21 protein-coding genes are annotated in these 22,803 nt (G+C 40.4%); 20 read left to right on the top strand and 1 reads right to left on the bottom strand.

Annotated features, from left to right (window positions below):
- The first annotated feature begins 53 nt into the window (after window positions 1-53).
- The 16 genes from adh to E2R51_RS04375 all read left to right on the top strand — a co-directional run bounded on the left by adh (window position 54) and on the right by E2R51_RS04375 (window position 17,349).
- The gene (gene adh, locus E2R51_RS04450) at window positions 54-1,574 is read left to right on the top strand and encodes an aldehyde dehydrogenase (RefSeq protein WP_133375814.1); all 1,521 of its coding nucleotides are present in this window, start codon (window positions 54-56) and stop codon (window positions 1,572-1,574) included.
- 128 nt (window positions 1,575-1,702) lie between these two features.
- Window positions 1,703-2,044, top strand: a complete 342-nt coding sequence (locus E2R51_RS04445) for a hypothetical protein (protein WP_133375813.1) — start codon at window positions 1,703-1,705, stop codon at window positions 2,042-2,044.
- A gap of 217 nt (window positions 2,045-2,261) precedes the next feature.
- Complete coding sequence (gene cotE, locus E2R51_RS04440) at window positions 2,262-2,813, top strand: outer spore coat protein CotE (RefSeq protein WP_133375812.1); 552 nt, start codon at window positions 2,262-2,264, stop codon at window positions 2,811-2,813.
- Between the two features lie 101 nt (window positions 2,814-2,914).
- Window positions 2,915-3,190 (top strand): hypothetical protein, encoded by a 276-nt coding sequence (locus E2R51_RS04435; RefSeq protein ID WP_133375811.1) that lies wholly within the window; start codon window positions 2,915-2,917, stop codon window positions 3,188-3,190.
- A 107-nt stretch (window positions 3,191-3,297) separates the two neighbouring features.
- Window positions 3,298-5,874, top strand: coding sequence for a DNA mismatch repair protein MutS (mutS, locus tag E2R51_RS04430; RefSeq protein ID WP_205703307.1), 2,577 nt, complete (start codon window positions 3,298-3,300; stop codon window positions 5,872-5,874).
- 21 nt (window positions 5,875-5,895) lie between these two features.
- Entirely contained in the window at window positions 5,896-7,761 is a 1,866-nt protein-coding gene (gene mutL, locus E2R51_RS04425; protein ID WP_133375809.1) for a DNA mismatch repair endonuclease MutL, read from the top strand.
- A gap of 73 nt (window positions 7,762-7,834) precedes the next feature.
- Complete coding sequence (locus tag E2R51_RS04420) at window positions 7,835-8,050, top strand: hypothetical protein (protein WP_133375808.1); 216 nt, start codon at window positions 7,835-7,837, stop codon at window positions 8,048-8,050.
- 440 nt (window positions 8,051-8,490) lie between these two features.
- A complete protein-coding gene (locus E2R51_RS04415; protein ID WP_133375807.1) occupies window positions 8,491-9,111 on the top strand; it encodes a protein kinase family protein in 621 nt (206 codons plus the stop codon).
- A gap of 34 nt (window positions 9,112-9,145) precedes the next feature.
- Entirely contained in the window at window positions 9,146-9,712 is a 567-nt protein-coding gene (locus tag E2R51_RS04410) for a glycerol-3-phosphate responsive antiterminator (RefSeq protein ID WP_133375806.1), read from the top strand.
- Between the two features lie 171 nt (window positions 9,713-9,883).
- Window positions 9,884-10,708 carry an MIP/aquaporin family protein gene (locus tag E2R51_RS04405; RefSeq protein ID WP_133375805.1) on the top strand — a complete coding sequence of 275 codons (825 nt, stop codon included), beginning with the start codon at window positions 9,884-9,886 and terminating at the stop codon, window positions 10,706-10,708.
- A gap of 12 nt (window positions 10,709-10,720) precedes the next feature.
- A complete protein-coding gene (glpK, locus tag E2R51_RS04400) occupies window positions 10,721-12,211 on the top strand; it encodes a glycerol kinase GlpK (RefSeq protein ID WP_133375804.1) in 1,491 nt (496 codons plus the stop codon).
- A 223-nt stretch (window positions 12,212-12,434) separates the two neighbouring features.
- Window positions 12,435-14,069 (top strand): glycerol-3-phosphate dehydrogenase/oxidase, encoded by a 1,635-nt coding sequence (locus E2R51_RS04395; protein WP_240732989.1) that lies wholly within the window; start codon window positions 12,435-12,437, stop codon window positions 14,067-14,069.
- 17 nt (window positions 14,070-14,086) lie between these two features.
- Window positions 14,087-15,061 carry an alpha/beta hydrolase gene (locus E2R51_RS04390; protein WP_240732953.1) on the top strand — a complete coding sequence of 325 codons (975 nt, stop codon included), beginning with the start codon at window positions 14,087-14,089 and terminating at the stop codon, window positions 15,059-15,061.
- Between the two features lie 36 nt (window positions 15,062-15,097).
- Window positions 15,098-16,024, top strand: coding sequence for a tRNA (adenosine(37)-N6)-dimethylallyltransferase MiaA (miaA, locus tag E2R51_RS04385; protein ID WP_133375802.1), 927 nt, complete (start codon window positions 15,098-15,100; stop codon window positions 16,022-16,024).
- 50 nt (window positions 16,025-16,074) lie between these two features.
- Window positions 16,075-16,311 (top strand): RNA chaperone Hfq, encoded by a 237-nt coding sequence (hfq, locus tag E2R51_RS04380; RefSeq protein ID WP_133375801.1) that lies wholly within the window; start codon window positions 16,075-16,077, stop codon window positions 16,309-16,311.
- 105 nt (window positions 16,312-16,416) lie between these two features.
- Entirely contained in the window at window positions 16,417-17,349 is a 933-nt protein-coding gene (locus E2R51_RS04375) for an AAA family ATPase (RefSeq protein WP_240732952.1), read from the top strand.
- 40 nt (window positions 17,350-17,389) lie between these two features.
- On the opposite strand, the gene E2R51_RS04370 is transcribed toward E2R51_RS04375, so the two are convergent.
- Complete coding sequence (locus E2R51_RS04370) at window positions 17,390-18,007, bottom strand: trimeric intracellular cation channel family protein (protein ID WP_133375800.1); 618 nt, start codon at window positions 18,005-18,007, stop codon at window positions 17,390-17,392.
- Between the two features lie 236 nt (window positions 18,008-18,243).
- Between E2R51_RS04370 and hflX the strand changes: the two genes are divergently transcribed.
- The 4 genes from hflX to glnA all read left to right on the top strand — a co-directional run bounded on the left by hflX (window position 18,244) and on the right by glnA (window position 22,754).
- Window positions 18,244-19,503, top strand: coding sequence for a GTPase HflX (hflX, locus tag E2R51_RS04365; RefSeq protein ID WP_133375799.1), 1,260 nt, complete (start codon window positions 18,244-18,246; stop codon window positions 19,501-19,503).
- A 16-nt stretch (window positions 19,504-19,519) separates the two neighbouring features.
- Window positions 19,520-20,791 (top strand): methionine gamma-lyase family protein, encoded by a 1,272-nt coding sequence (locus E2R51_RS04360; RefSeq protein ID WP_133375798.1) that lies wholly within the window; start codon window positions 19,520-19,522, stop codon window positions 20,789-20,791.
- A 200-nt stretch (window positions 20,792-20,991) separates the two neighbouring features.
- On the top strand, window positions 20,992-21,387 hold the full coding sequence (locus E2R51_RS04355; protein ID WP_133375797.1) for a MerR family transcriptional regulator: 396 nt from the start codon (window positions 20,992-20,994) through the stop codon (window positions 21,385-21,387).
- A gap of 32 nt (window positions 21,388-21,419) precedes the next feature.
- On the top strand, window positions 21,420-22,754 hold the full coding sequence (gene glnA, locus E2R51_RS04350) for a type I glutamate--ammonia ligase (protein ID WP_133375796.1): 1,335 nt from the start codon (window positions 21,420-21,422) through the stop codon (window positions 22,752-22,754).
- Window positions 22,755-22,803 lie beyond the last annotated feature (49 nt).

Here is a 22,803-nt window from a genome sequence, read left to right as displayed (position 1 = left end):
GGTCCTTTGTTTCAATGACAGGTTTTAAAATAAGTATATCTGGAGGAAAACACATGACATATGCAAATCCAAATACTGAAGGCTCAATCGTCCAATATAAAGAAAAGTATGATAACTACATAGGCGGGGAATGGGTTGCTCCTGCAAGAGGTGAATACTTTGAAAATCCATCACCGGTTAACGGGAAAGTATTCACACAAGTAGCAAGATCGACCGAAGAGGATATTGAGAAAGCGCTTGATGCAGCCCATAGTGCTAAGGATGCCTGGGGTAAAACTTCCGTCACTGAACGGTCTGTTATTTTAAATAAAATTGCAGACCGCATGGAAGAGAATCTTGAAATGCTGGCAGTTGCCGAAACATGGGAAAACGGAAAAGCAGTCCGGGAAACACTGAACGCAGATATTCCATTGGCAATTGATCATTTTCGCTATTTTGCCGGTGTAATAAGAGCGCAGGAAGGCACATTAGGTGAAATTGATGAGGACACGGTTGCCTATCATTTTCATGAACCATTGGGGGTTGTAGGACAGATCATCCCGTGGAATTTCCCTATTCTAATGGCGGTCTGGAAACTTGCACCAGCGCTCGCAGCGGGTAACTGTGTTGTGTTAAAACCAGCAGAACAAACTCCTGCATCCATTATGCTTGTAACTGAGTTAATTGGTGATCTGTTGCCGCCAGGCGTACTCAATATAGTAAATGGGTTTGGCCTTGAAGCTGGCAAGCCGCTCGCTTCCAGTAAAAGGATTGCCAAAATTGCGTTTACAGGCGAAACGACAACCGGGCGTATGATTATGGAATATGCTTCTGAAAACTTAATTCCGGTAACGCTTGAACTTGGAGGGAAGTCGCCTAATATATTCTTTAAAGACATTCTTGATGAAGATGATGATTTCGTAGATAAAGCCGTTGAAGGACTTTTAATGTTTGCCTTAAATCAAGGTGAAGTATGTACTTGTCCATCCAGAGCCCTTGTTCACGAGGATATTTTTGACCGGTTTATGGAAAAGGTTATTGAACGCGTTAAACAAATTAATACAGGCAACCCGCTTGATCCGAATTCAATGATGGGTGCACAGGCTTCAAGAGAACAAATGGAAAAAATACAATCCTATCTTCAAATAGGCAAGGATGAAGGTGCGGAAGTACTCGTCGGTGGAGAAGTCAATAAACAGGAAGGAGAAAATGCAGAAGGATATTATATTCAGCCAACCATTTTTAAAGGAAATAACCAGATGAGAATTTTTCAGGAAGAAATTTTTGGACCTGTTTTATCAGTGACAACATTTAAAACAGATGAAGAAGCTATGGAGATCGCAAATGATACTTTGTATGGTCTAGGTTCAGGCATCTGGACAAGAAATATTAATACGGCCTACCGGTTCGGACGCGGAATTCAGGCAGGGAGAGTCTGGACAAACTGCTACCATCAGTACCCGGCACATGCTGCATTTGGCGGTTATAAAATGTCAGGAATTGGCCGTGAAAACCATAAAATGATGCTTGAACATTATCAGCAAACGAAAAATATGCTTGTTAGCTACAGCCCTAAAAAATTAGGTTTCTTTTAAAATTGAAAACTGCATTTTCTCCATTGGCCCGATGTATGGTAACTTCTAATTTATGATGCTGTTAATGATTGGTTTATTTATGCTTGACAGGGGTAAAGTTTTATAAATAGCTGGAAGGATGATGAGCAATGTTGCAGCATGTTCAAACCTATTTTCAATCTGAAAATGACGCGGAGTCAGCAGTGGTGAAATTAAAAAAAATACCAATAAGTGATGCCAGGGTGGATCCTATCCCGGATGGTGATCTCAATCTGTTGGTGGTTCCCGCACTAAGCTTCTCAGGAAATACTACGCCCACTGCAGGCGTAGTGACGAATGCAGACCTGACTCAGAGTCAATCTTCATCTGGAGACTTTACCCATGTTCTTGAATTTTATGTAGCACCAGAAAATATTCCTGAGACAATGAAAGTGCTTGGAGAGGTGAATGCACACCTTGATAAGGAATTAGCTGAACAGTTAAAAAGTTAAATAAAAAAGATGGGCTTATGGCTCATCTTTTTTATTTTTTATTTTATTCCCTGGTTTATCAACTCTGGACCATCCTGCGTTTCGTTTAATTAATTATTTCGCGTATAACTAATTAATAAAACAGACATTCAGAACATATCTTGAAAAAAAGATAGGTTTTCGCACATCTCCTAAACTTTCTGCATAGGATAAAAGGAAATGAAAGGAGGCCGCATGAATGTCGGAGTACAGAGAAATTATCACCAAGTCCGTCGTGGCCAAGGGCCGAAAATTCACGCAATCGCATCACAGCATCCATCCACCCCATCGTCCAACCAGTATTTTAGGCTGCTGGATCATCAACCATAAATATGATGCTAAGAAAGTTGGAAAAAAGGTTGAGGTCAGCGGTACGTTTGATGTAAACGTTTGGTTTTCTCATCATGATAATACGAAAACATCCGTTGTTATCGAAAATGTTTCATACAAAGATGTGATCAAGCTCAAGTATCGTGATCCAGATTGTTATGATGACAACGAAATTATTGCCAGAGTATTGCAGCAGCCGAACTGTCTTGAAGCCTCTATCTCGGAAAATGGATTAAAAATCGTCGTACAAGTTGAACGGGAAATACTTGTAGAATGTGTTGGAGAAACCAAAATGTGTGTTATTTTCCATCGTGATGAAGTAGAAGCTGATTGGGATTATGATGAAGACGATTTAGATGATGAAGAAATTGATGAGATTAAAACGGACTTTTTAGGATTCGAAAAATCAAAAAGACATTAAGTCAGGCGATTTATTGCCTGGCTTTTTTTCTATAAAAACAATAAATGTTTTAACCGGTCCTTAATGTGCTACATATAACTAACACGAGAGGAGACCGTTTAATGATGGATGCGGAATTGTTTTGGTTTGCCTTAATTATGTTTATTATTACTTTTGCCATTCTTGTACTTGTGCATTTTTCCTTTGAAAAAAGGCTTGCTCCGATCATAAGACCGTATTTAACAATCATCCTGGGCGTCGCTTGCGGACTGCTGGTAATTGGGATACTGGGTGTAAATTCCTCCAGGCATATTTATGCAATGATCATTGCAGGGATACTGATCTCGTTTTTTGCTTCCTGGTTCTCAAAAAATATAATTAAAGCACCCACCTTATAGGGCGCTTTTTTTGTTTTGAGGGAAAATCGTTACATGAGGAAATGTTCATCAATATGATATACTGTGAACAGGAATTTTTAATTTAGAACGGAGAGGTTTTTAGCATTATGAAAACTTATACACCAATGATCCAGCAGTATTTAAAAATTAAGGCGGAGGTTCCAGATGCTTTTTTATTTTTCCGTTTAGGTGATTTCTATGAAATGTTTTTTGACGATGCATTAAATGCATCGAGGGAACTGGAAATTACATTAACCGCCAGGGACGGTGGAGTGGCTGAAAAAATACCGATGTGCGGAGTACCGCATCATGCTGCTGCTGGATATATTGAGCAATTAATTGAAAAAGGTTTTAAAGTTGCGATCTGTGAACAAACGGAAGATCCAAAACAAACAAAAGGGGTAGTGAAAAGGGAAATCGTTCAAATGATCACCCCTGGAACGGTAATGGAAGCACGCAGTCTCGATGAAAAAGAAAACCATTACATAGCAGCTGTTACCGGCTTTGAAGATCGTTCCTACAGTATTGCCTATCTTGATTTATCAACAGGTGAATCAAAGGCAACCGTTGTGGATTCCAAGGAAGAAGCGGTTAACGAGCTGGTCAGCATTCAGGCTCGTGAAGTTGTTTTTTCCTCCAGCGAAGATCCTGCTATAGAAAAGATGCTTCGGGAAAGAAATATTCTCTCGTTATCCACTATGGATGATTGTGATATGGCATCTTCATTTACTTATGTGGTTGAAGACTTAAAAGAAGACAAACTGCTTCGGTCAATGAACCGTCTGCTGCATTATACAATGTCTACTCAAAAACGTGCGCTCGATCATTTACAAAAAACAGCACCTTATCAAACAGCTTCCTTTTTGCGAATGGATCCGAACTCAAAACGCAACCTTGAATTGACAGAAACAATCCGGGGCAATGGAAAAAAAGGTTCCCTTGTATGGCTGCTTGATGAAACCATGACAGCAATGGGTGCCAGACTGCTGAAACGCTGGATAGAACGTCCGCTGGTGGATCAGAAGGCTATTAAGCACCGTCTTGAGGCGGTAGAGGGGTTTGTTGATTGTTTCTTTGAAAGACAAACACTAAGAGAATTGCTAAAAGGCGTTTATGATCTTGAGCGTTTAGCCGGCAGGGTGGCATTTGGGAATGTTAATGCCCGTGATCTGGTACAGCTGAAGAAATCCCTTCAGCAAATACCCGGAGTCCGCCAGACATTGACAGAAATGGACCACCCGGTTATACAGGCTATTTCTGATTCACTAGATCCATGTGCGGACCTGGCAGATGAACTTGAAACAGCGATTGTTGAGCAGCCTCCTCTTGCGATTAAGGATGGAAATTTTATAAAAGATGGTTTTAATGCAGAACTTGATGAATACCGGGATGCGAGTCGAAACGGAAAAACCTGGATTGCGGAACTGGAGCAGAAGGAACGTAAAAAAACAGGAATCCGTTCTTTAAAAATCGGATATAATCGTGTGTTTGGCTATTATATAGAGGTAACCAAGGCCAATTTATCCGCCTTGCAGGAAGGCATGTATGAACGACGTCAAACGCTGACCAATGCAGAACGGTTTATAACGCCTGAATTAAAAGAAAAAGAAGAGCTGATTTTACAGGCAGAAGTCCGTTCAACAGAGCTCGAGTATACGCTATTCCAAGCTTTGAGAGAAAAAGTGAAAGTAGAAATTCCCCGTCTGCAAAAATTAGCTTATGAGATTAGTAAGCTCGATGTTTTGCAGTGTTTTGCGACAGTTAGTGAAAATCGCCACTATGTTAAGCCAGCCTTTAACAGTGAGCGCAAAATAGAAATAATCGAGGGACGCCATCCGGTAGTGGAGAAGGTTATGGATTCCCAGGAATATGTTCCAAATGATTGCACAATGAACAAAGAGTGTGAAATGCTTCTTATAACCGGTCCTAATATGTCAGGTAAAAGCACCTATATGCGCCAGGTTGCCCTGACTTCTATATTGGCACAAATGGGCTGCTATGTTCCGGCAGCTAAAGCGAATCTGCCGATATTTGACCGCATCTTCACAAGGATTGGAGCAGCAGATGACCTGGTATCCGGGCAAAGCACATTTATGGTTGAGATGTTAGAAGCTCAGCATGCGTTGAGTCATGCAACACAAAACAGTTTAATTCTGTTTGATGAGATTGGAAGAGGGACATCAACATACGATGGAATGGCGCTGGCTCAAGCCATAATTGAGTATGTGCATGATAAAGTGGGGGCTAAAACTCTTTTTTCCACTCATTATCACGAGCTGGTGGATTTATCAAATGATCTTAATAATCTGGTCAATGTACATGTTTCAGCTGCTGAGCAAGATGGCCATGTTGTCTTTTTGCATAAAGTGAAGGAAGGTCCCGCAGACAAAAGCTATGGTATTCATGTTGCTCAATTAGCGAATTTACCTACATCGCTTATTGATCGTGCCAATTCATTGCTGGCAGGCTTTGAATCCACTGAGGAGAAAACGGGCAATAAGCAAATCGGGGATCTTTCCACAGGACAATTATCTCTGTTTGAAGAACCTGAGATAAAAAAAGAAAAAAAACCAGACAAAATCCAGCGGGAATTACTAGCGACCAATGTGCTGGATCTGACCCCGCTAGAAGCAATGAATGAATTGTACAGGCTGCAGAAGCTTGCTAAATCACAATCGAAATAGCTGGAAAATGAGGTGATGAAAATGGCCAAAATTCGTCAGCTGGATGAAGCACTGGCAAATAAAATAGCAGCTGGGGAAGTTGTTGAGCGGCCTGCCTCAGTTGTGAAAGAACTTGTAGAAAATGCAATTGATGCAGAGGCCACAATTATTGAAGTGGATCTTGAAGAAGCAGGATTATCCAGTATTCGGATTAGAGACAATGGAAATGGAATTGAGCAGGATGACATAATGGCTGCTTTTTCACGCCATGCCACAAGCAAGATTTCCAATGAGCATGACTTGTTCCGTATAAGAACATTAGGCTTCAGAGGAGAGGCGTTGCCAAGTATTGCTTCCGTTTCAAAAGTTGAATTAACTACTTCCACAGGTGAAAACGGAACTTATCTTAAGCTCATTGGCGGTGAAGTAGCGGAGCAAAAACCGGCTGCCTCCCGTCAAGGGACTGACATCCAGATAACTGAGCTTTTTTTCAACACGCCTGCAAGGCTTAAATATATGAAGACAATTCATACGGAGCTTGGGAATGCAACTGATATAGTAAATAGAATTTCTTTATCACATCCAGAGATATCATTCCGATTGAGGCACAATGGTAAAATACTCCTTCAAACGAATGGCAAGGGTGATGCCAGACAGGTGCTTGCTGCAATTTATGGTATGCATACCGCGAAAAAAATGGTTCCGTTTAATAAGGAGTCTCTTGATTTTGAGGTGGAGGGTTATGCAGCTCTGCCGGAAATAACGCGTGCCTCAAGAAATTATATATCGATATTAATTAATGGCAGATATATTCGTAATTACAGCATAACAAGAGCTATTCAGGCGGGATATCACACCCTGCTGCCAATAGGCCGTTACCCTATTGTCTTGCTTTCAATTAAAATGGATCCGGTCTTAGTGGATGTAAATGTTCATCCCTCAAAGCAGGAAGTAAGATTTAGCAAGGAACAGGAGCTTACAGAAATTATTACAGAAGCGATTAAAGAGTTATTTAAGAAGCAGGAGCTTATTCCAAGCGGTAAAGTGGAAAAAGTGAAAAATTATCACAAGCCCACAGAGCAGACACACTTCTCCTTTGATGAGCCAATTAAAGAGCAGCATCCAGTTCAGGTAAACGACAAGAGCAAACTGGAAGAGCCAGAGCCGTTAGGGTTGAATGAAGAACCTGTTGCTCAGGCAAGGGAAGAGAAGCCCACTTGGAATCAAGCAGCAAATGGATTGCCGGCGTTTTCTTTATCCTCTGATCATTACGAAGCAGAAAAAGAAGCGCCTGAGAATCAACAGCCGCAAATGCAGGAAGCATCACGTGTGCCTCCGCTTTATGCAATCGGGCAAATGCACGGAACATATATTCTATCTCAAAACGAAATCGGTTTATATATAATAGATCAGCACGCTGCACAGGAGCGCATAAAATACGAATACTTTAAAAATAAGGTAGGACAGGTTGAGTCAGAGCTTCAAGAGCTCCTAGTCCCATTAACTCTTCAATTTTCAACAGATGAATGGATTCGAATTCAGGACCATGAAAAAGAGCTTGAAAAGGTAGGTATATTTTTGGAGGATTTTGGCGGTAACGGTTTTATCGTTCGGGCAACGCCAACCTGGTTTCCTAAAGGAGAAGAAGCGGGAATTATCGAAGATATGATCGAGCAGCTTCTCCGGATGAAAAAAGTAAACATTGCTAAATTAAGGGAAGAAGCAGCAATTTTGATGAGCTGTAAACGTTCTATAAAAGCAAATCATTATCTAAGACATCAGGATATGCAGCAGTTATTAGATGAATTAAGGGCAACAGCAGACCCTTTCACCTGTCCTCATGGAAGACCGATTATTATTCATTATTCCACGTATGAAATGGAAAAAATGTTTAAAAGAGTCATGTGACTTAACCCAAATGTTGACTGCCTCAAAAAAGAAAATCAGTACAGTTTGTGAAATTCAGGTGGAGGTGGGGTCAATGGAGAAAATGCCTGAGAGTAAAGTAGGCTATCTTCCGGTTATTGAAGTTGATGGAACAAAATATCCTGTTGAATTAGATGAATACAGGGATTATTATGTTCTGTCCGTAAAAGTGGATACCAGTAAAACCGTAGCTGTACCGGGATTTAATATTAAGGAAATGCAGATTAAGCTGGTGCATAATATCCGATATTATCTTGAACACAATAAGTAGATTTTTTTCGCCTGCTCCTCATAAGAGCAGGCTGATTTTTTTAATAATGTATAATAGAGAAACAGCAGAATATAATTTTATTTAAAAGACACAGATTTTTGGGGAGTACATGTATTCGCGTTAGGGTACCAATATGGAAATAGGGGTTTTTTGTGATGGGGAGGTTGAAATCAAATATGCTGATAAAGAAAATAAACAGGTTAACATGTTTATTTATTATTTTGGGCACACTTTCAATGGCTGTTTATTATGCTAACTCCTTTCAAATTTCACTTCTGTCAACACTCTTCCTGGTAATCTCTATCTTTTCCTGCTTAGTTTTGATCATTTTAGGGTGCGTGAAACTTTATCTATCCCAACAAATAAATGAGGAAAAAGATGCTCGAAATTTTGAATAGATTTTTCATGAAAGATCCGAAAAATTAGAAAGGGTGCTCCTTTTGAATGAGTATCAGTATTTGGCAGAAAGTGTAACCTTTGAAGTAAGACGTTCAAAAAGGGTTATTTTATCTCAGCATCCACAATTAACGCTTATAGGGCTTGGGCGAAGTGCTGCGGCCTATCATATTAAAGATACTGCTCTTGTGATTAAAGTGTACTTTCCGGAATTCGCCGGTATATCACAGGAGGAAGCAGCGATATACCGCTTGCTGTCAGGCAGCGACTATTATCCAAGGCTGCATGAGGGAGGGAATAATTATATTGTGATTGATTATATCAGCGGCAGCACGCTGTTTGATTGTTTGGTTGACGGGCAGGTAATTGATCCTGCCTGCATTACTGAAGTAGATAAGGCATTGGCTGAAGCAAGTGATCGAGGACTCACGCCTTCAGACATTCACTTGAGAAATATCCTATTAACAGATAAAAAAGAAATTAAATTGATAGATGTGGCGCGCTTTCGGCAAAAGAATGTTCAGGACAGCCAGTGGAAAGATTTAAAGAAAGCCTATCTAATGTATCAAAAACCGTATTTCCCCAAAAAATTGCCTTCCTACTGCTTAAATCAGATTGCTTTTTTGTATAAAATCAGCGAAAGATATATGATGAAGTTAAGGTAAATTAGGGTAATTAAGGTTGAAAGGAGAAAAATTTATGCTTTTCGGTGGTCAGCAGATATTACCGGCAATTCGTTCAATGAAAGATTTTGATAAAATGCTTACTTATTCTTTTAAATATGGAGTTTTCCTTGATCTGCACGTGGGTATGTTAAAGAGTGTATTTGAATATGCACGTTCAGAGGGCAAGGAAATGTTTTTACATATGGATTTGATTCAAGGTCTGGCAAACGATGAACACGCTACTGAATTTGTGTGCCAATCTATTAAACCCTACGGAATTATTTCTACTAGAGGAAGTGTAATTAAAAAAGCCAGACAGCTTAATGTTCGTGCTATTCAACGGACGTTTGTCATTGATTCAAATGCCTTAAAAAGAAGCGTACAGTTAATTCAAAAGAATGATCCGGATTATATTGAACTTTTACCTGGGGTTGTTCCAAAAGTGATTGAACGGATCCGTGACAGCACAGGGAAACCGATTATTGCCGGAGGTTTAATTGATACGCCAAGTGAAGTTGAAGCAGCTATATCAGCAGGTGCAAGTGCAATTACGACCTCTTCGCATACTCTATGGAAATATTTTTCAGATAGATCGGAATAAAAGAATAGTTGACAGCGTTTTCATTTGTTGATAAGCTATTTTCAAGTTAATATTCCGTGCAGAGATGAAGAGACTCACAGGTACTTTTACACTTAAAAAGGTAAAGTCGGTGGGTCTCTTTGTCTGTATAATATGGAAAATATTACTATATGGTAATGGGAGGTTTTAAAGTTGAGTGGATTTTTGGCGGAAGTAATAGGTACTGCAATATTAATAGTTTTTGGTGCAGGTGTATGTGCAAATGTAAATTTAAAGAAATCATTCGCTTTTAACGGCGGCTGGATTGTTATTGCCTTCGGCTGGGGATTGGGTGTAGCGATGGCGGTTTACGCCGTTGGTCAGTTTAGCGGTGCTCATTTAAATCCTGCTGTAACACTTGGTCTTGCCTTTAATGGCGACTTCGCATGGAGCGGCGTACCCGGTTATATTACAGCACAAATGATAGGTGCGATAATTGGAGCGACAGTTATATGGCTGCATTTTTTACCTCATTGGAAGGTAACAGAAGAACCGGAAACAAAACTTGGTGTCTTTTCAACGGGACCTGCTATCCCACACTTTTTTTCCAACTTGTTAAGTGAAGTTATTGGAACGTTTATACTGGTTTTGGGGATCCTATCAATCGGAGCCAACCAATTCACAGAAGGACTTAATCCGTTCATCGTCGGTATGCTGATCGTGGCCATTGGATTGTCTTTGGGCGGAACAACAGGATATGCAATCAATCCTGCGCGTGATTTAGGTCCAAGAATAGCTCACTTCTTACTTCCTATTGCAGGAAAAGGGAATTCTAATTGGGGATATTCCTGGGTGCCGGTATTAGGACCGGTTCTTGGCGGATCACTGGCGGGAGTTTTTTATAAAAGCGTATTCATCGGAGAATTTACTGTCTGGCTTTGGATTATTCTAGCTGCAACAATTGGCTGTTTAGTGTTAAGTTTACTTATCGATAAAAAGGAAAACCAGGCAAAAAAAAATAAGCAGCTTACAGCATAAGGAGGAAATATTATGGAAAAGTATATTTTATCTTTGGATCAGGGAACAACGAGTTCAAGAGCAATATTATTTAATAAAAAAGGGGAGATTGTTAAAATTGCCCAAAAAGAATTCCAGCAGATTTTTCCTAAGCCAGGCTGGGTTGAACATAACGCCAATGAAATTTGGGGTTCAATTTTATCCGTTATTGCTTCTGCATTATCTGAAGCGGGTGTAAATGCCGAGCAAATAGAAGGAATCGGCATTACAAACCAGCGTGAAACAGCAGTGGTGTGGGATAAGGAAACTGGTATTCCGGTTTATAATGCCATTGTCTGGCAGTCCAGACAGACATCAGAAATTTGCGATGAACTTAAAAAACAGGGTCATAACGATACGTTTAGAGACAAAACAGGTCTTTTAATTGACGCTTATTTTTCGGGAACGAAAGTAAAATGGATTTTAGATAATGTAGATGGTGCAAGACAAAAAGCAGAGGATGGAAAGCTGCTGTTTGGAACAATTGATTCCTGGCTGATTTGGAAACTTTCAGGCGGAAAAGCACATGTGACCGACTATTCCAATGCTTCCCGAACCCTGATGTATAATATTTATGATTTGCAATGGGATCAGGAATTGCTGGATATTCTTGGAGTTCCGAAATCGATGCTTCCAGAAGTAAAACCTTCTTCAGAAATATACGGTAAGACTGTAGCGTATCATTTCTTCGGCCGCGAAATTCCGATTGCGGGAGCAGCGGGTGACCAGCAGGCAGCTCTTTTTGGACAGGCGTGTTATAAAGAAGGGATGGCCAAAAATACATATGGCACAGGGTGCTTTATGTTAATGAACACAGGGGAAAAAGCCGTAAAGTCTGAGCATGGGCTTTTAACCACTCTTGCATGGGGAATAGACGGTAAAGTTGAATATGCTTTAGAAGGCAGTATTTTTGTTGCAGGCTCCGCAATCCAATGGCTGCGTGACGGACTAAGAATGCTGAAAAATGCACCGGCTAGTGAAGACTATGCCAAACGGGTAGATTCTACTGATGGCGTTTATGTTGTGCCTGCTTTTGTTGGTCTGGGCACACCTTACTGGGATAGTGATGTTAGAGGAGCAGTGTTCGGGTTGACAAGAGGAACCTCAAAGGAGCATTTTGTCCGTGCTACACTTGAGTCACTTGCATATCAGACCAAAGATGTACTTGATGCGATGGAAAAAGATTCCGGCATTGAGTTGAAAAAATTACGGGTTGATGGCGGAACGGTGAAAAACGACTTTTTAATGCAGTTTCAGAGTGATATTTTAAACGTCCCTGTTGAAAGACCGGTTATCAGTGAAACAACTGCACTTGGGGCAGCCTATCTTGCCGGACTTGCAGTTGGCTATTGGGATAGTCGTGAAGACATCGCTGATATGTGGAAAGTTGAAACAGATTTTGATCCATCAATGGACAGCAGTGTGAGTGAGGAATTATATTCCGGCTGGCAAAAAGCTGTAAAAGCAGCAATGGCTTTTAAATAAAAAAGAATTATGGTATAGTGTAAACAAGTTAATAAACGGGTAGAGATGGAGAGAGGCCTGAATTCATTATGATAAATAAGCTCATAATGTAATTCTGCCTCTCTTTTTTTGCATGGCAAATATGATGCTAATTACCCACTTGCATCATGGTAGATATAAATTAAAGGAGGAAATTACAGTGAATATATTTTCAAGCGAAAACAGAAATGAAAAATTAGCGCAAATGAACAAAGAAATTTACGATATTGTCGTAATTGGCGGAGGAATCACAGGGGCTGGTATTGCACTTGATGCAGCAACTCGAGGCATGAAAGTAGCAGTTGTGGACATGCAGGACTTTGCAGGAGGTACCTCGAGCAGATCCACTAAACTTGTTCATGGCGGTCTGCGATATTTAAAACAATTCGAAGTAAAGCTGGTCGCTGAAGTAGGCAAAGAGCGGGAAATTGTATATGAAAACGGTGCTCATGTTACAACGCCTGAATGGATGCTGCTGCCTATTCATAAAGGCGGGACATTTGGGAAGTTCAGCACGTCCGTAGGATTGCGGGTATACGATTATTTAGCAGGAGTAAAGCGCCAGGAGCGCCGCAAAATGCTGAATGCGAAGCAAACAATTGAACGTGAACCCCTTGTGAAAAAAGATAATCTTCGCGGTGGAGGTTATTATGTTGAATACCGTACAGATGACGCGAGACTTACTTTGGAAATTATAAAAAAAGCAGTTGAATTCGGAGCCGATTTTATAAATTATGTAAAAGCAGACCGTTTTACTTATGATAAAGAAAAAGTTTCGGGAATCCAGGCCACAGACTTAATTACGGGAAATCCGCATACAATTCTAGGGAGAAAAGTTGTCAATGCAGCAGGGCCTTGGGTTGATGATGTCCGCAATAAAGACTACTCAAAAAATATGAAGCAGCTGCGATTGACCAAGGGAGTTCATTTGGTTCTTGACGAGTCTGTATTTCCGCTTAAACAAGCACTGTATTTTGACACGCCGGATGGACGGATGATGTTTGCTATCCCTAGAAACGGCAAAGCATATGTAGGAACTACAGATACTTTTTATGATAATTCTCAGGATACTGCAAATCCTAAAATGACAGTAGAAGACCGCAAGTATATCCTTGATGCTATTCATTATATGTTCCCTGAAGTAAATATCTTGGAAAATGATGTAGAATCAAGCTGGGCAGGCGTCAGACCGCTGATTTTTGAAGAAGGGAAAGATCCTTCTGAAATTTCACGAAGAGATGAAGTGTGGGAACATGACAGCGGACTTATTACGATTGCAGGCGGCAAGTTAACAGGTTACCGTAAAATGTCTGAACATGTCGTTGACTTGGTATCCAAACGCTTAAAATCGGAAACAAAACAAAGTTTTAATAAGTGTATTACGAAAGATCTGCCGATATCAGGAGCTGATTTTGGAGGTTCCAAAATGTTTGAATCCTTTGTCAGCAAAAAAGCGAAAGAAGCGGTAAAATATGGTCTGACAGAGGAAGAAGGAAGAAAGCTGGCATCTTTTTATGGCACCAATGTTGATAAATTATTTACTATTGCCCATGCCGCAACCGGTCTGAATATCGGTAGCGACATAACGCCTGCTGTGTATGCTGAAGTTGTTTATGCTGTGCAGGAGGAAATGGCAGTAAAACCAGTAGATTTCTTCATAAGACGAACTGGCAGACTATATTTTGATATAAATTGGGTACAATTATATAAAGAACCGGTTATGCGTGTAATGAAAAATCTTCTTAACTGGGATGAGGAAACGTATCGTGCATATCAATTGGAATTAGAAAAAGAAATACATGATGCCGTAATTCCGGTTGGTCTTTCTGCCCGATCATAAACATGGGGGTGCATTTGTTGGAAGCTTCTTATATTCGTGCGTCAGATGGAATTGAAATTTATTTATGTAAATGGCTGTCTGCCAGCGAGCAGGTAAAAGGAGTTGTCCAGCTAACCCATGGAATGGTGGAGCATATTGGACGTTATGACGAGTTTGCCCAATTTTTAACCACACAGGGTTTTCATGTAATCGGTCATGATCACAGAGGGCATGGCCGAACTGCAATGCGAAATGGAATTCAGGGTTATCTTGATAAAAGAGATGGATTTCATCGTCTTGTTCATGATGTTAAAGATATAAATGAAGCGATAAGGAAAAAATATGATCTGCCTGTATACCTATTTGGACATAGTATGGGCTCATTTATCGCAAGAAGATTTATACAGATGTTTCCAAACGCGGTTGACGGGACAATTCTGTCCGGAACTGGAGGACCTAATTGGATTTTAGGTGAAGTGGGCAAATTAATTGCCAACTCAGCAAACTTGCTTTGCTCTCCTCTGGCCCCCGGCATCTTTTTAAGCAAAGTAACATTTGGCCAGTATAATAAGCGGTTTGACCCCTGTAAAACTGAGCTCGACTGGTTGAGCAGGGACGGCACAGAAGTAGAGAAATACTTAGAGGATCCCCTCTGCGGCTTTACGTGTACAAATAAATTTTACCAGGACCTATGCATTGGGCTGTCTTTTATTCACAAAAAAAGTGAAGTAAAGAAGGTTTCTCCCAATATGCCTATATTTCTTATCAGTGGTGCTTTAGATCCTGTAGGCAATCAGGGGAAAGGTGTTTTTGCTGTAGCGAAGCAGCTCGCAAAAGCCGGTGTAAAGGACGTCGAAGTAAGGCTCTACGATGAGGGACGGCATGAAATGCTTAAAGAACTAAACCGTCAGCTGGTTTTTAATGATGTGCTTTCAAAGTTGAATAATTGGGCAGGTCGCCTCGATAAAGGAATTAAGAACAATATCAGCCTTTTTCAATCGAGAGGTTCATGATATGATCGTATCTATCTCGTTAGAAAGATGTGAGCAATCGTGAAGCGTAATAAAGTTATTGCAATTGTCGGACCGACTGCAGTTGGAAAAACTGCTGCCAGTATCGCAATTGCAAAAAGGTATAATGGTGAAGTTATAAATGGCGACTCAATGCAGGTTTACAAGCGGCTTGATATTGGCACTGCTAAGATCACGCATGAGGAAATGGATGGGGTCCCCCACCATTTATTTGATATAAAAAGCCCAGAAGAAATGTTTTCCGCCGCTGAATATCAGCAGTTAGTCAGAGAGAAAATAGAAGATATAACCGACAGGGATAAACTGCCAATTATAGTCGGCGGTACAGGGTTGTATATACAATCCGTACTTTATGACTACCATTTTTCAAGTGAAGGGAAGGATGCAGCAGTCCGCACTTCACTTGAAAAAAGGGCCGATAAAAATGGGATAATGACTCTTTATGACGAGCTTATGGAAATAGATCCTATATCCGCCGAAGGAATTCACCCCAATAATGGAAGAAGAGTAATCCGTGCGCTGGAAGTTTTTTATACTACCGGTAAAACACCTTCAGATTGGCAGCGGGCACAAGTGAGAGAATCGTTGTATAAGGAACAAATTATTGGCTTAACAATGGACAGGGACCTTTTGTACACTAGAATCAATTTTCGTGTGGACAGGATGATTGAAAAGGGTCTAATAGAAGAAGTGAAAAATCTTTATGATTCAGGGCTGCGAAATGCCCAATCTATTCAGGCGATCGGCTATAAGGAGCTGTATCAATACTTCGATGGAATTATAACTCTTGAGCAGGCGATTGAACAATTAAAACAAAACTCCAGGCGTTATGCGAAACGCCAGCTAACGTGGTTTCGTAATAAAATGCAGGCAGAGTGGTTTGATATGTCAATAAAACCTGATGAAAAAAAAGAGAGTATTTTGACTTTTTTAGCAGGAAAATAGCTATATATAGAGAATACTAGTTACTAGAGACCGAGTGAGGAGGCGTATAGATGAAACAAGCCATCAATATCCAGGACCAAATACTGAACCAGCTTCGCAAGGATGTCACGTATGTAACAGTATTTCTTTTAAATGGCTTTCAAATCCGCGGACAAGTTAAAGCGTTTGACAACTTTACAGTATTGTTGGAGTCAGAAGGGAAGCAGCAATTAGTATACAAGCATGCAATTTCAACATTCGTACCTGCGAAAGCAGTAAAAATACAAACAGCTGAAGTTGATAAGTAAAGGCTAAAGTGTTCCTTTTGCGGAACGCTTTTTTCTTTGCTCTTTTTTTATGCTGCGTTACATATAGTGTTAAAGAGTGTGGTTAAAAGAGTGGGGTGAACAGAATTGACCCGCCAAATTAATAGCGCAAAGAAAAATCAAATTAAACTGGTTATTCAATCAGAGGTAGAGAGAACGATGGAGAAAACCATTGATCCGCCGCCGCTTCATCCAACCTGGAGCAATATTGAAAAAGAGTTCTCCCAGCTGGTCGGTCTTACAGAGGTCAAAGAAATGATTAAGCATATTGTAGCGTGGAGCATTATTAATCAAAAAAGAAAAGAAGCAGGGCTATTTGCAGATCATCATGCGCTGCATATGCTGTTTAGGGGTAATCCCGGCACAGGTAAAACGACTGTGGCAAGAATTATGGCAAAACAGCTTTGTGATTTGAATATATTGTCAAAAGGACATCTGATTGAAGTTGAACGAGCTGATTTAGTTGGAGAGTATATTGGCCATACAGCGAATAAAACCAGGGAACTGATTAAGAAATCAATGGGCGGAATTTTATTTATTGATGAAGCCTATTCACTTGCCAGGGGAGGAGAAAAAGATTTTGGGAGAGAGGCTATCGATACACTGGTCAAGCATATGGAAGACAAAAAGGACGATTTTATATTAATTTTAGCAGGCTATGGTACTGAAATGGATAATTTTTTAAAACTAAACCCCGGTCTCAGAGGCAGGTTTCCTCACGTCGTAACTTTTCCTGACTACTCTGTCGATGAGCTGATGGAAATTACCAAAAAATTCTGCAGAGAAAAAGAGTTCACATTGACATCAGCTGCTTTAGACAGAATTTCTGTTTATCTCCGCAGCTCCATTTACAGTAAAAATGCTGCTGCAAAAGATAATGGACGTTTCGTGCGAAATACAATTGAGTCCATTATACGCGCACAGGCAGTCAGATTATTAAAAAATCAGCTGTTTACTCGTCAGGATCTAATGATGCTTACGGATAAAGATGTTTTAACTGCTTTAAAAGAAAACGATTAAAAACCTACACAAACAAGCTGTGTAGGTTTTTAATTTATTCTTATTTGGTTGCGGATAACGCCTCCAGCTTACGAAAAGGAAGTTTCCAATTATACATATAAGAACACACTCGCAGTGCGGTAGTTAGGACAAACAAAACATAAAGCTGCCAGGGATCTGCAGCGATTCCCAATCCTACTGAAAATCCAGCTAAGATAGCCCAGACTGCATATATTTCGGATCTTAACACCAGTGGTTTCCTGCCTGCAAGAAGATCTCTGACAATCCCTCCGCCGCTTCCTGTGAGAACGGCTGCAACAATCACAGCGCTCATGGGGTGGTCCATATTAACTGCATATAACGCTCCCTGTATGGCAAAAGCTGAAAGACCCATCGCATCGAAAAAATTTCCCCATCTCCGCCAATGCTTTAGTAAATTGTTCGGAAATAAGAAAACAGCCGTTATGGAAAGTAAAGCTATCTGAAAAAACATTCCTTGCTCCCATAAAGCAGAAACAGGCACTCCAATCAGAAGGTTTCGAATGGCACCTCCGCCAAATGCGGTTACGATCCCCAAAATGTAAACCCCTAAAATATCGTACTCTTCTTCCATCGCTATAATAGCACCGGAAACAGCAAAAGCAACGGTTCCGATTACGCTCAGTACTTCCCAGGTCATAACAATTTCACCTGGCCTTTCATTAACATAAAACCATACATGATTGTACCATGTTTCATGGTTTATTCAATGATTTGTGTCCGGTTCTTCGAGGTTTATCTTTATTTTTGTTATAGATAAGATAAAAAGTGGTAAACCCTAATTACAGCAATGTTTTATCTCCATCCCAAATCATTGTTTTGTCAAAAGATATGGTAAAATAATAAAAGGTTGATTCATGGAAAGTAGGGGTGCAATTGACACAGAAGAATAAAAAAGAAGAACAGGCAATTCTGGTAGGCGTTCAATTAAATCAAGTTGATTCCCATTTTGACGAATCAATGGAGGAATTAAAAGCCCTGACCAAAACTGCAAATGGGGTTGTTGTTTCCGTTTTGACTCAAAATCGGGACCGAATTCATGCAAGCACATATATTGGTAAAGGAAAAATAGAAGAGCTTCAATTATTGGAGGAGCAGTTTGAACCGGATTTAATTATTTTTAACGGAGAGCTGTCCCCCAGTCAAAATCGCAATTTATCCAAGGTTCTGCAAGCTCGTATCATTGACAGAACTCAGCTGATTCTGGATATCTTTGCACAAAGAGCGCGTTCGCGAGAAGGGAAACTTCAAGTTCAGCTTGCTCAGCTGGAATACATGCTTCCGCGATTGGGCGGTCAGGGTATAGAGCTATCCAGACTTGGAGGTGGTATCGGCACCAGAGGACCGGGTGAAACAAAACTTGAGACAGACCGCAGGCATATTCGTAATGAAATATCAGAGATCAAAAGACAGCTTAAACAAGTAGTAAAACACCGTGAGCAGTATAGAGAACGCAGAAGAAAAAACAGTGTTTTTCAAATTGCACTGGCTGGCTATACTAACGCGGGCAAATCAACCTTATTTAATCGTCTGTCTCATGCGGAAGCATTTGAGGAAGATCAGCTTTTTGCTACGCTCGATCCCATGACAAGAAAATTGATGCTGCCGAGTCAGTATACGATATTAATGACCGATACAGTTGGATTCATTCAGGATTTGCCGACCACCTTAATCGCTTCGTTCCGTTCTACATTAGAAGAAGTGAATGAAGCAGATTTGCTGCTGCACGTCGTAGATGCGTCACATTCAAATTATGTCGAACATGAAAAAACAGTTCAGCGATTATTGCAAGATTTAAAAATGGATCACATCCCGCAAATTACCGTTTATAACAAGAAAGATATGATTACGGAGGATTTTGTACCGTCGCCAAACCAGGATTCGTTGCTGATTTCGGCATTGAATCCAGAGGACTGTTTAAAGCTGAAAAAGAAAATAGAAAATACAATGATGGAGCAAATGGTCCCTTTTGATATACAGGTTTCTTCAGGCGAAGGCAATACCATCGCCAAATTAAAAAGAGAAGCAATGATAACAGAGCTCTCATTTATGGAAGAAAAAGAAGAATACCATATAAAGGGCTACGTTTTAAAAAACCACCCTGTTATAGGACATATCAATCAGGTGCATGAATAAAGGAGCTTTTTAATTAATGACAACGTATTTGAAAAACAATAAAATTTTACAGCCGCTGATTAAAAAAACAGAAGATAAAATTGCTTATAAACACCGGGAAATAGAAGAGCTGGCTGAGCAAAACCAATACCGTGTGTTGAAAGCTTTCACAGACCATAAAGTAAGTGACAGCCATTTCACACCAAGTACAGGCTATGGCTATGATGACCAGGGGAGAGACACGCTGGAATCAATTTATGCACAGGTATTTGGAGGAGAAGCAGGCTTGGTACGACCACAAATCATTTCCGGTACTCATGCTATTTCCATTGCCCTATTTGGAGTACTGAGACCCGGAGATGAGCTGTTGTATATTACGGGGAAACCATATGACACTTTAGAAGAGATTGTTGGAATAAGAGGGGAAGGCCACGGCTCATTAAAAGAGTTTGGAATTGGTTACAGTCATGTTGATTTAAATGAACAGGGAATGGTCAATCTGGACGAAGTAATGAAACGCATTAAACCAAATACCAAAATGATTGGTATTCAGCGGTCAAAAGGCTATGCCATGCGGCCTTCATTTGAAATAGCAGAAATAAAGAAAATGATCGACTCGATAAAAAATCTGCACCCTTCTATTGTTATCTTTGTCGACAATTGCTATGGAGAATTTGTTGAAACACTTGAGCCCTGTCATGTAGGTGCAGATCTCATGGCAGGCTCTCTTATAAAAAATCCCGGAGGAGGAATTGCTAAAACAGGGGGATATATTGTTGGCACAAAGCATTTAATTAAACTGTGCTCCTACAGAATGACATCACCCGGTATTGGTGCAGAAGCAGGAGCTAGTTTGTATGCATTGCAGGAAATGTATCAGGGATTTTTTCTTGCACCTCATGTTGTATCACAATCTCTTAAAGGAGCTGTCTTCACCGCAGCAATGCTAGAAGAAGTTGGAATGAAAACCATTCCTTCCTGGTCAGCAGCCAGAACAGATTTAATTCAGGCAGTTGAGTTTGGGGACCGTGACAGAATGGTTGCTTTTTGCCAGGCGATTCAATTTGCTTCACCGGTTAATGCGCATTTCACTCCGTATCCGGATTATATGCCTGGATATGCTGATGATGTTATTATGGCAGCCGGCACCTTTATACAAGGAGCAAGTATTGAATTGTCGGCAGATGGACCGCTGCGTCATCCATATGCGGCTTATATTCAAGGCGGACTAACCTATGAGCACGTAAAAATCGCTATTTGTTCAGCAATTGACCAATTAGTTGAAAAAAATCATATTCAATTACCCTAGCAGTAAGGTAAAATAATGTCAGAACATTATAAAATAAATAATTACTCAAAATAATGAATGATTACTATAAAAGTGGGGAATGTAAGTAGTGGCACGTTATTCTATGAACATCGATGTTAGTAATTCTAACATACTCTTGACACCTTTCCTGCCATGCGATATGATAATTATGTCGATAGGGAACGAAAGGGGATTAATTAATGGGAGGTAGTGAGATTCGACGGACGATGCCGTTATTTCCAATCGGAATTGTTATGCAATTAGCGGACTTATCAGCTCGGCAAATTCGTTACTACGAAGAACACGAGCTCATTTCTCCAGCAAGAACGGAAGGAAATCGCCGATTATTTTCGCTAAACGACATTGATAGATTGTTAGAAATAAAAGATTTACTTGAACAGGGGATTAACATGGCTGGAATCAAAAAGATTTTTGCCGTGAGTAAAATGGAAAAGGTAGAAGGTGATCCATTTGCCAAAAAGCCTGAGCTGACAGATGACGAACTCAGAAACCTTTTGAAAAAGGAAATGCTGAGTCCGGGTAAATTAAGCAGATCAAGCATTCGGGCAGGAGATTTATCTCGCTTTTTCCGATAAAATATACATAATATACAGGAGGAATTTAACCAATGAGCAGCTACACACGTGAAGACATCCTTCGATTAGCGAAAGAACAAAATGTAAATTTCATCAGACTTCAGTTTACAGACATTCTAGGTACAATCAAGAACGTTGAAATCCCGGTAAGCCAGCTTGAAAAAGCACTGGACAACAAAATGATGTTTGATGGTTCTTCCATTGAAGGATTCGTTCGCATCGAGGAATCAGATATGAACCTGTATCCTGATCTGGACACTTGGGTAGTATTCCCTTGGACAGCTGGAGACGGAAAGGTAGCCCGCCTGATTTGTGATATCTACAATCCGGATGGTACGCCATTTGATGGAGATCCTCGTAACAACCTGAAACGTGTATTAAAAGAAATGGAAGAGCTTGGATTCACTGATTTCAACTTGGGGCCAGAGCCGGAATTTTTCCTTTTCCAGCTTGATGTGAATGGTAATCCAACGCTGAACCTGAACGATAAAGGTGGATATTTTGACCTTGCACCAACAGATCTTGGTGAAAACTGCCGCCGTGATATCGTAATTGAGCTTGAAGCGATGGGTTATGAAATTGAAGCATCTCACCACGAAGTAGCACCTGGTCAGCACGAGATTGATTTTAAATATGCTGATGCAATTTCAGCTTGCGATGATATCCAAACGTTTAAGCTGGTTGTAAAAACCATTGCGCGTAAGCATGGACTTCATGCGACATTCATGCCAAAACCTTTATTTGGTGTAAATGGATCAGGAATGCACTGTAACATGTCCCTTTTCAAAAGCGGCGTAAATGCTTTCTTTGATGAAAAAGCAGATCAGCAGCTAAGCGAGACTGCATATCAGTTTATGGCAGGAACTTTAAAACACGCTTCGGCTTTTACAGCTGTAACGAATCCTACCGTTAATTCATATAAGCGTCTGGTACCAGGATATGAGGCTCCTTGTTATATCGCATGGTCAGCGCGTAACCGCAGTCCATTAATCCGAATTCCAGCATCACGGGGGTTAAGCACACGTGTTGAAGTTCGTTCCGTTGACCCGGCTGCAAACCCTTATCTTGCAATGGCAGTATTGCTAAGTGCAGGTCTTGATGGAATTAAAAACGGCCTTACGCCGCCAAAAGCCATCGACCGTAATATCTATGTAATGGACAAGGAAGAAAGAGAAGAAGCTGGCATTAAAGATCTTCCTGCTACACTCTTTGCTGCCCTTGAAGAATTGAAAAAAGATGAAGTTATCATTAATTCACTTGGCGGCCACATTTTTGAACACTTTGTGGAAGCAAAAGAAATTGAATGGGATATGTTCCGTACACAAGTGCACCCATGGGAGCGCGAGCAGTATTTGGAAATGTATTAATATTGATTCCCCTAGAGCCATATGGCTCTAGGGTTTTACTTTATATAAT

It is taken from the genome of Jeotgalibacillus sp. S-D1 (assembly GCF_004358665.1).
Lineage (GTDB): Bacteria > Bacillota > Bacilli > Bacillales > Jeotgalibacillaceae > Jeotgalibacillus.
This window is presented reverse-complemented; position numbering and strand designations above follow the sequence as displayed.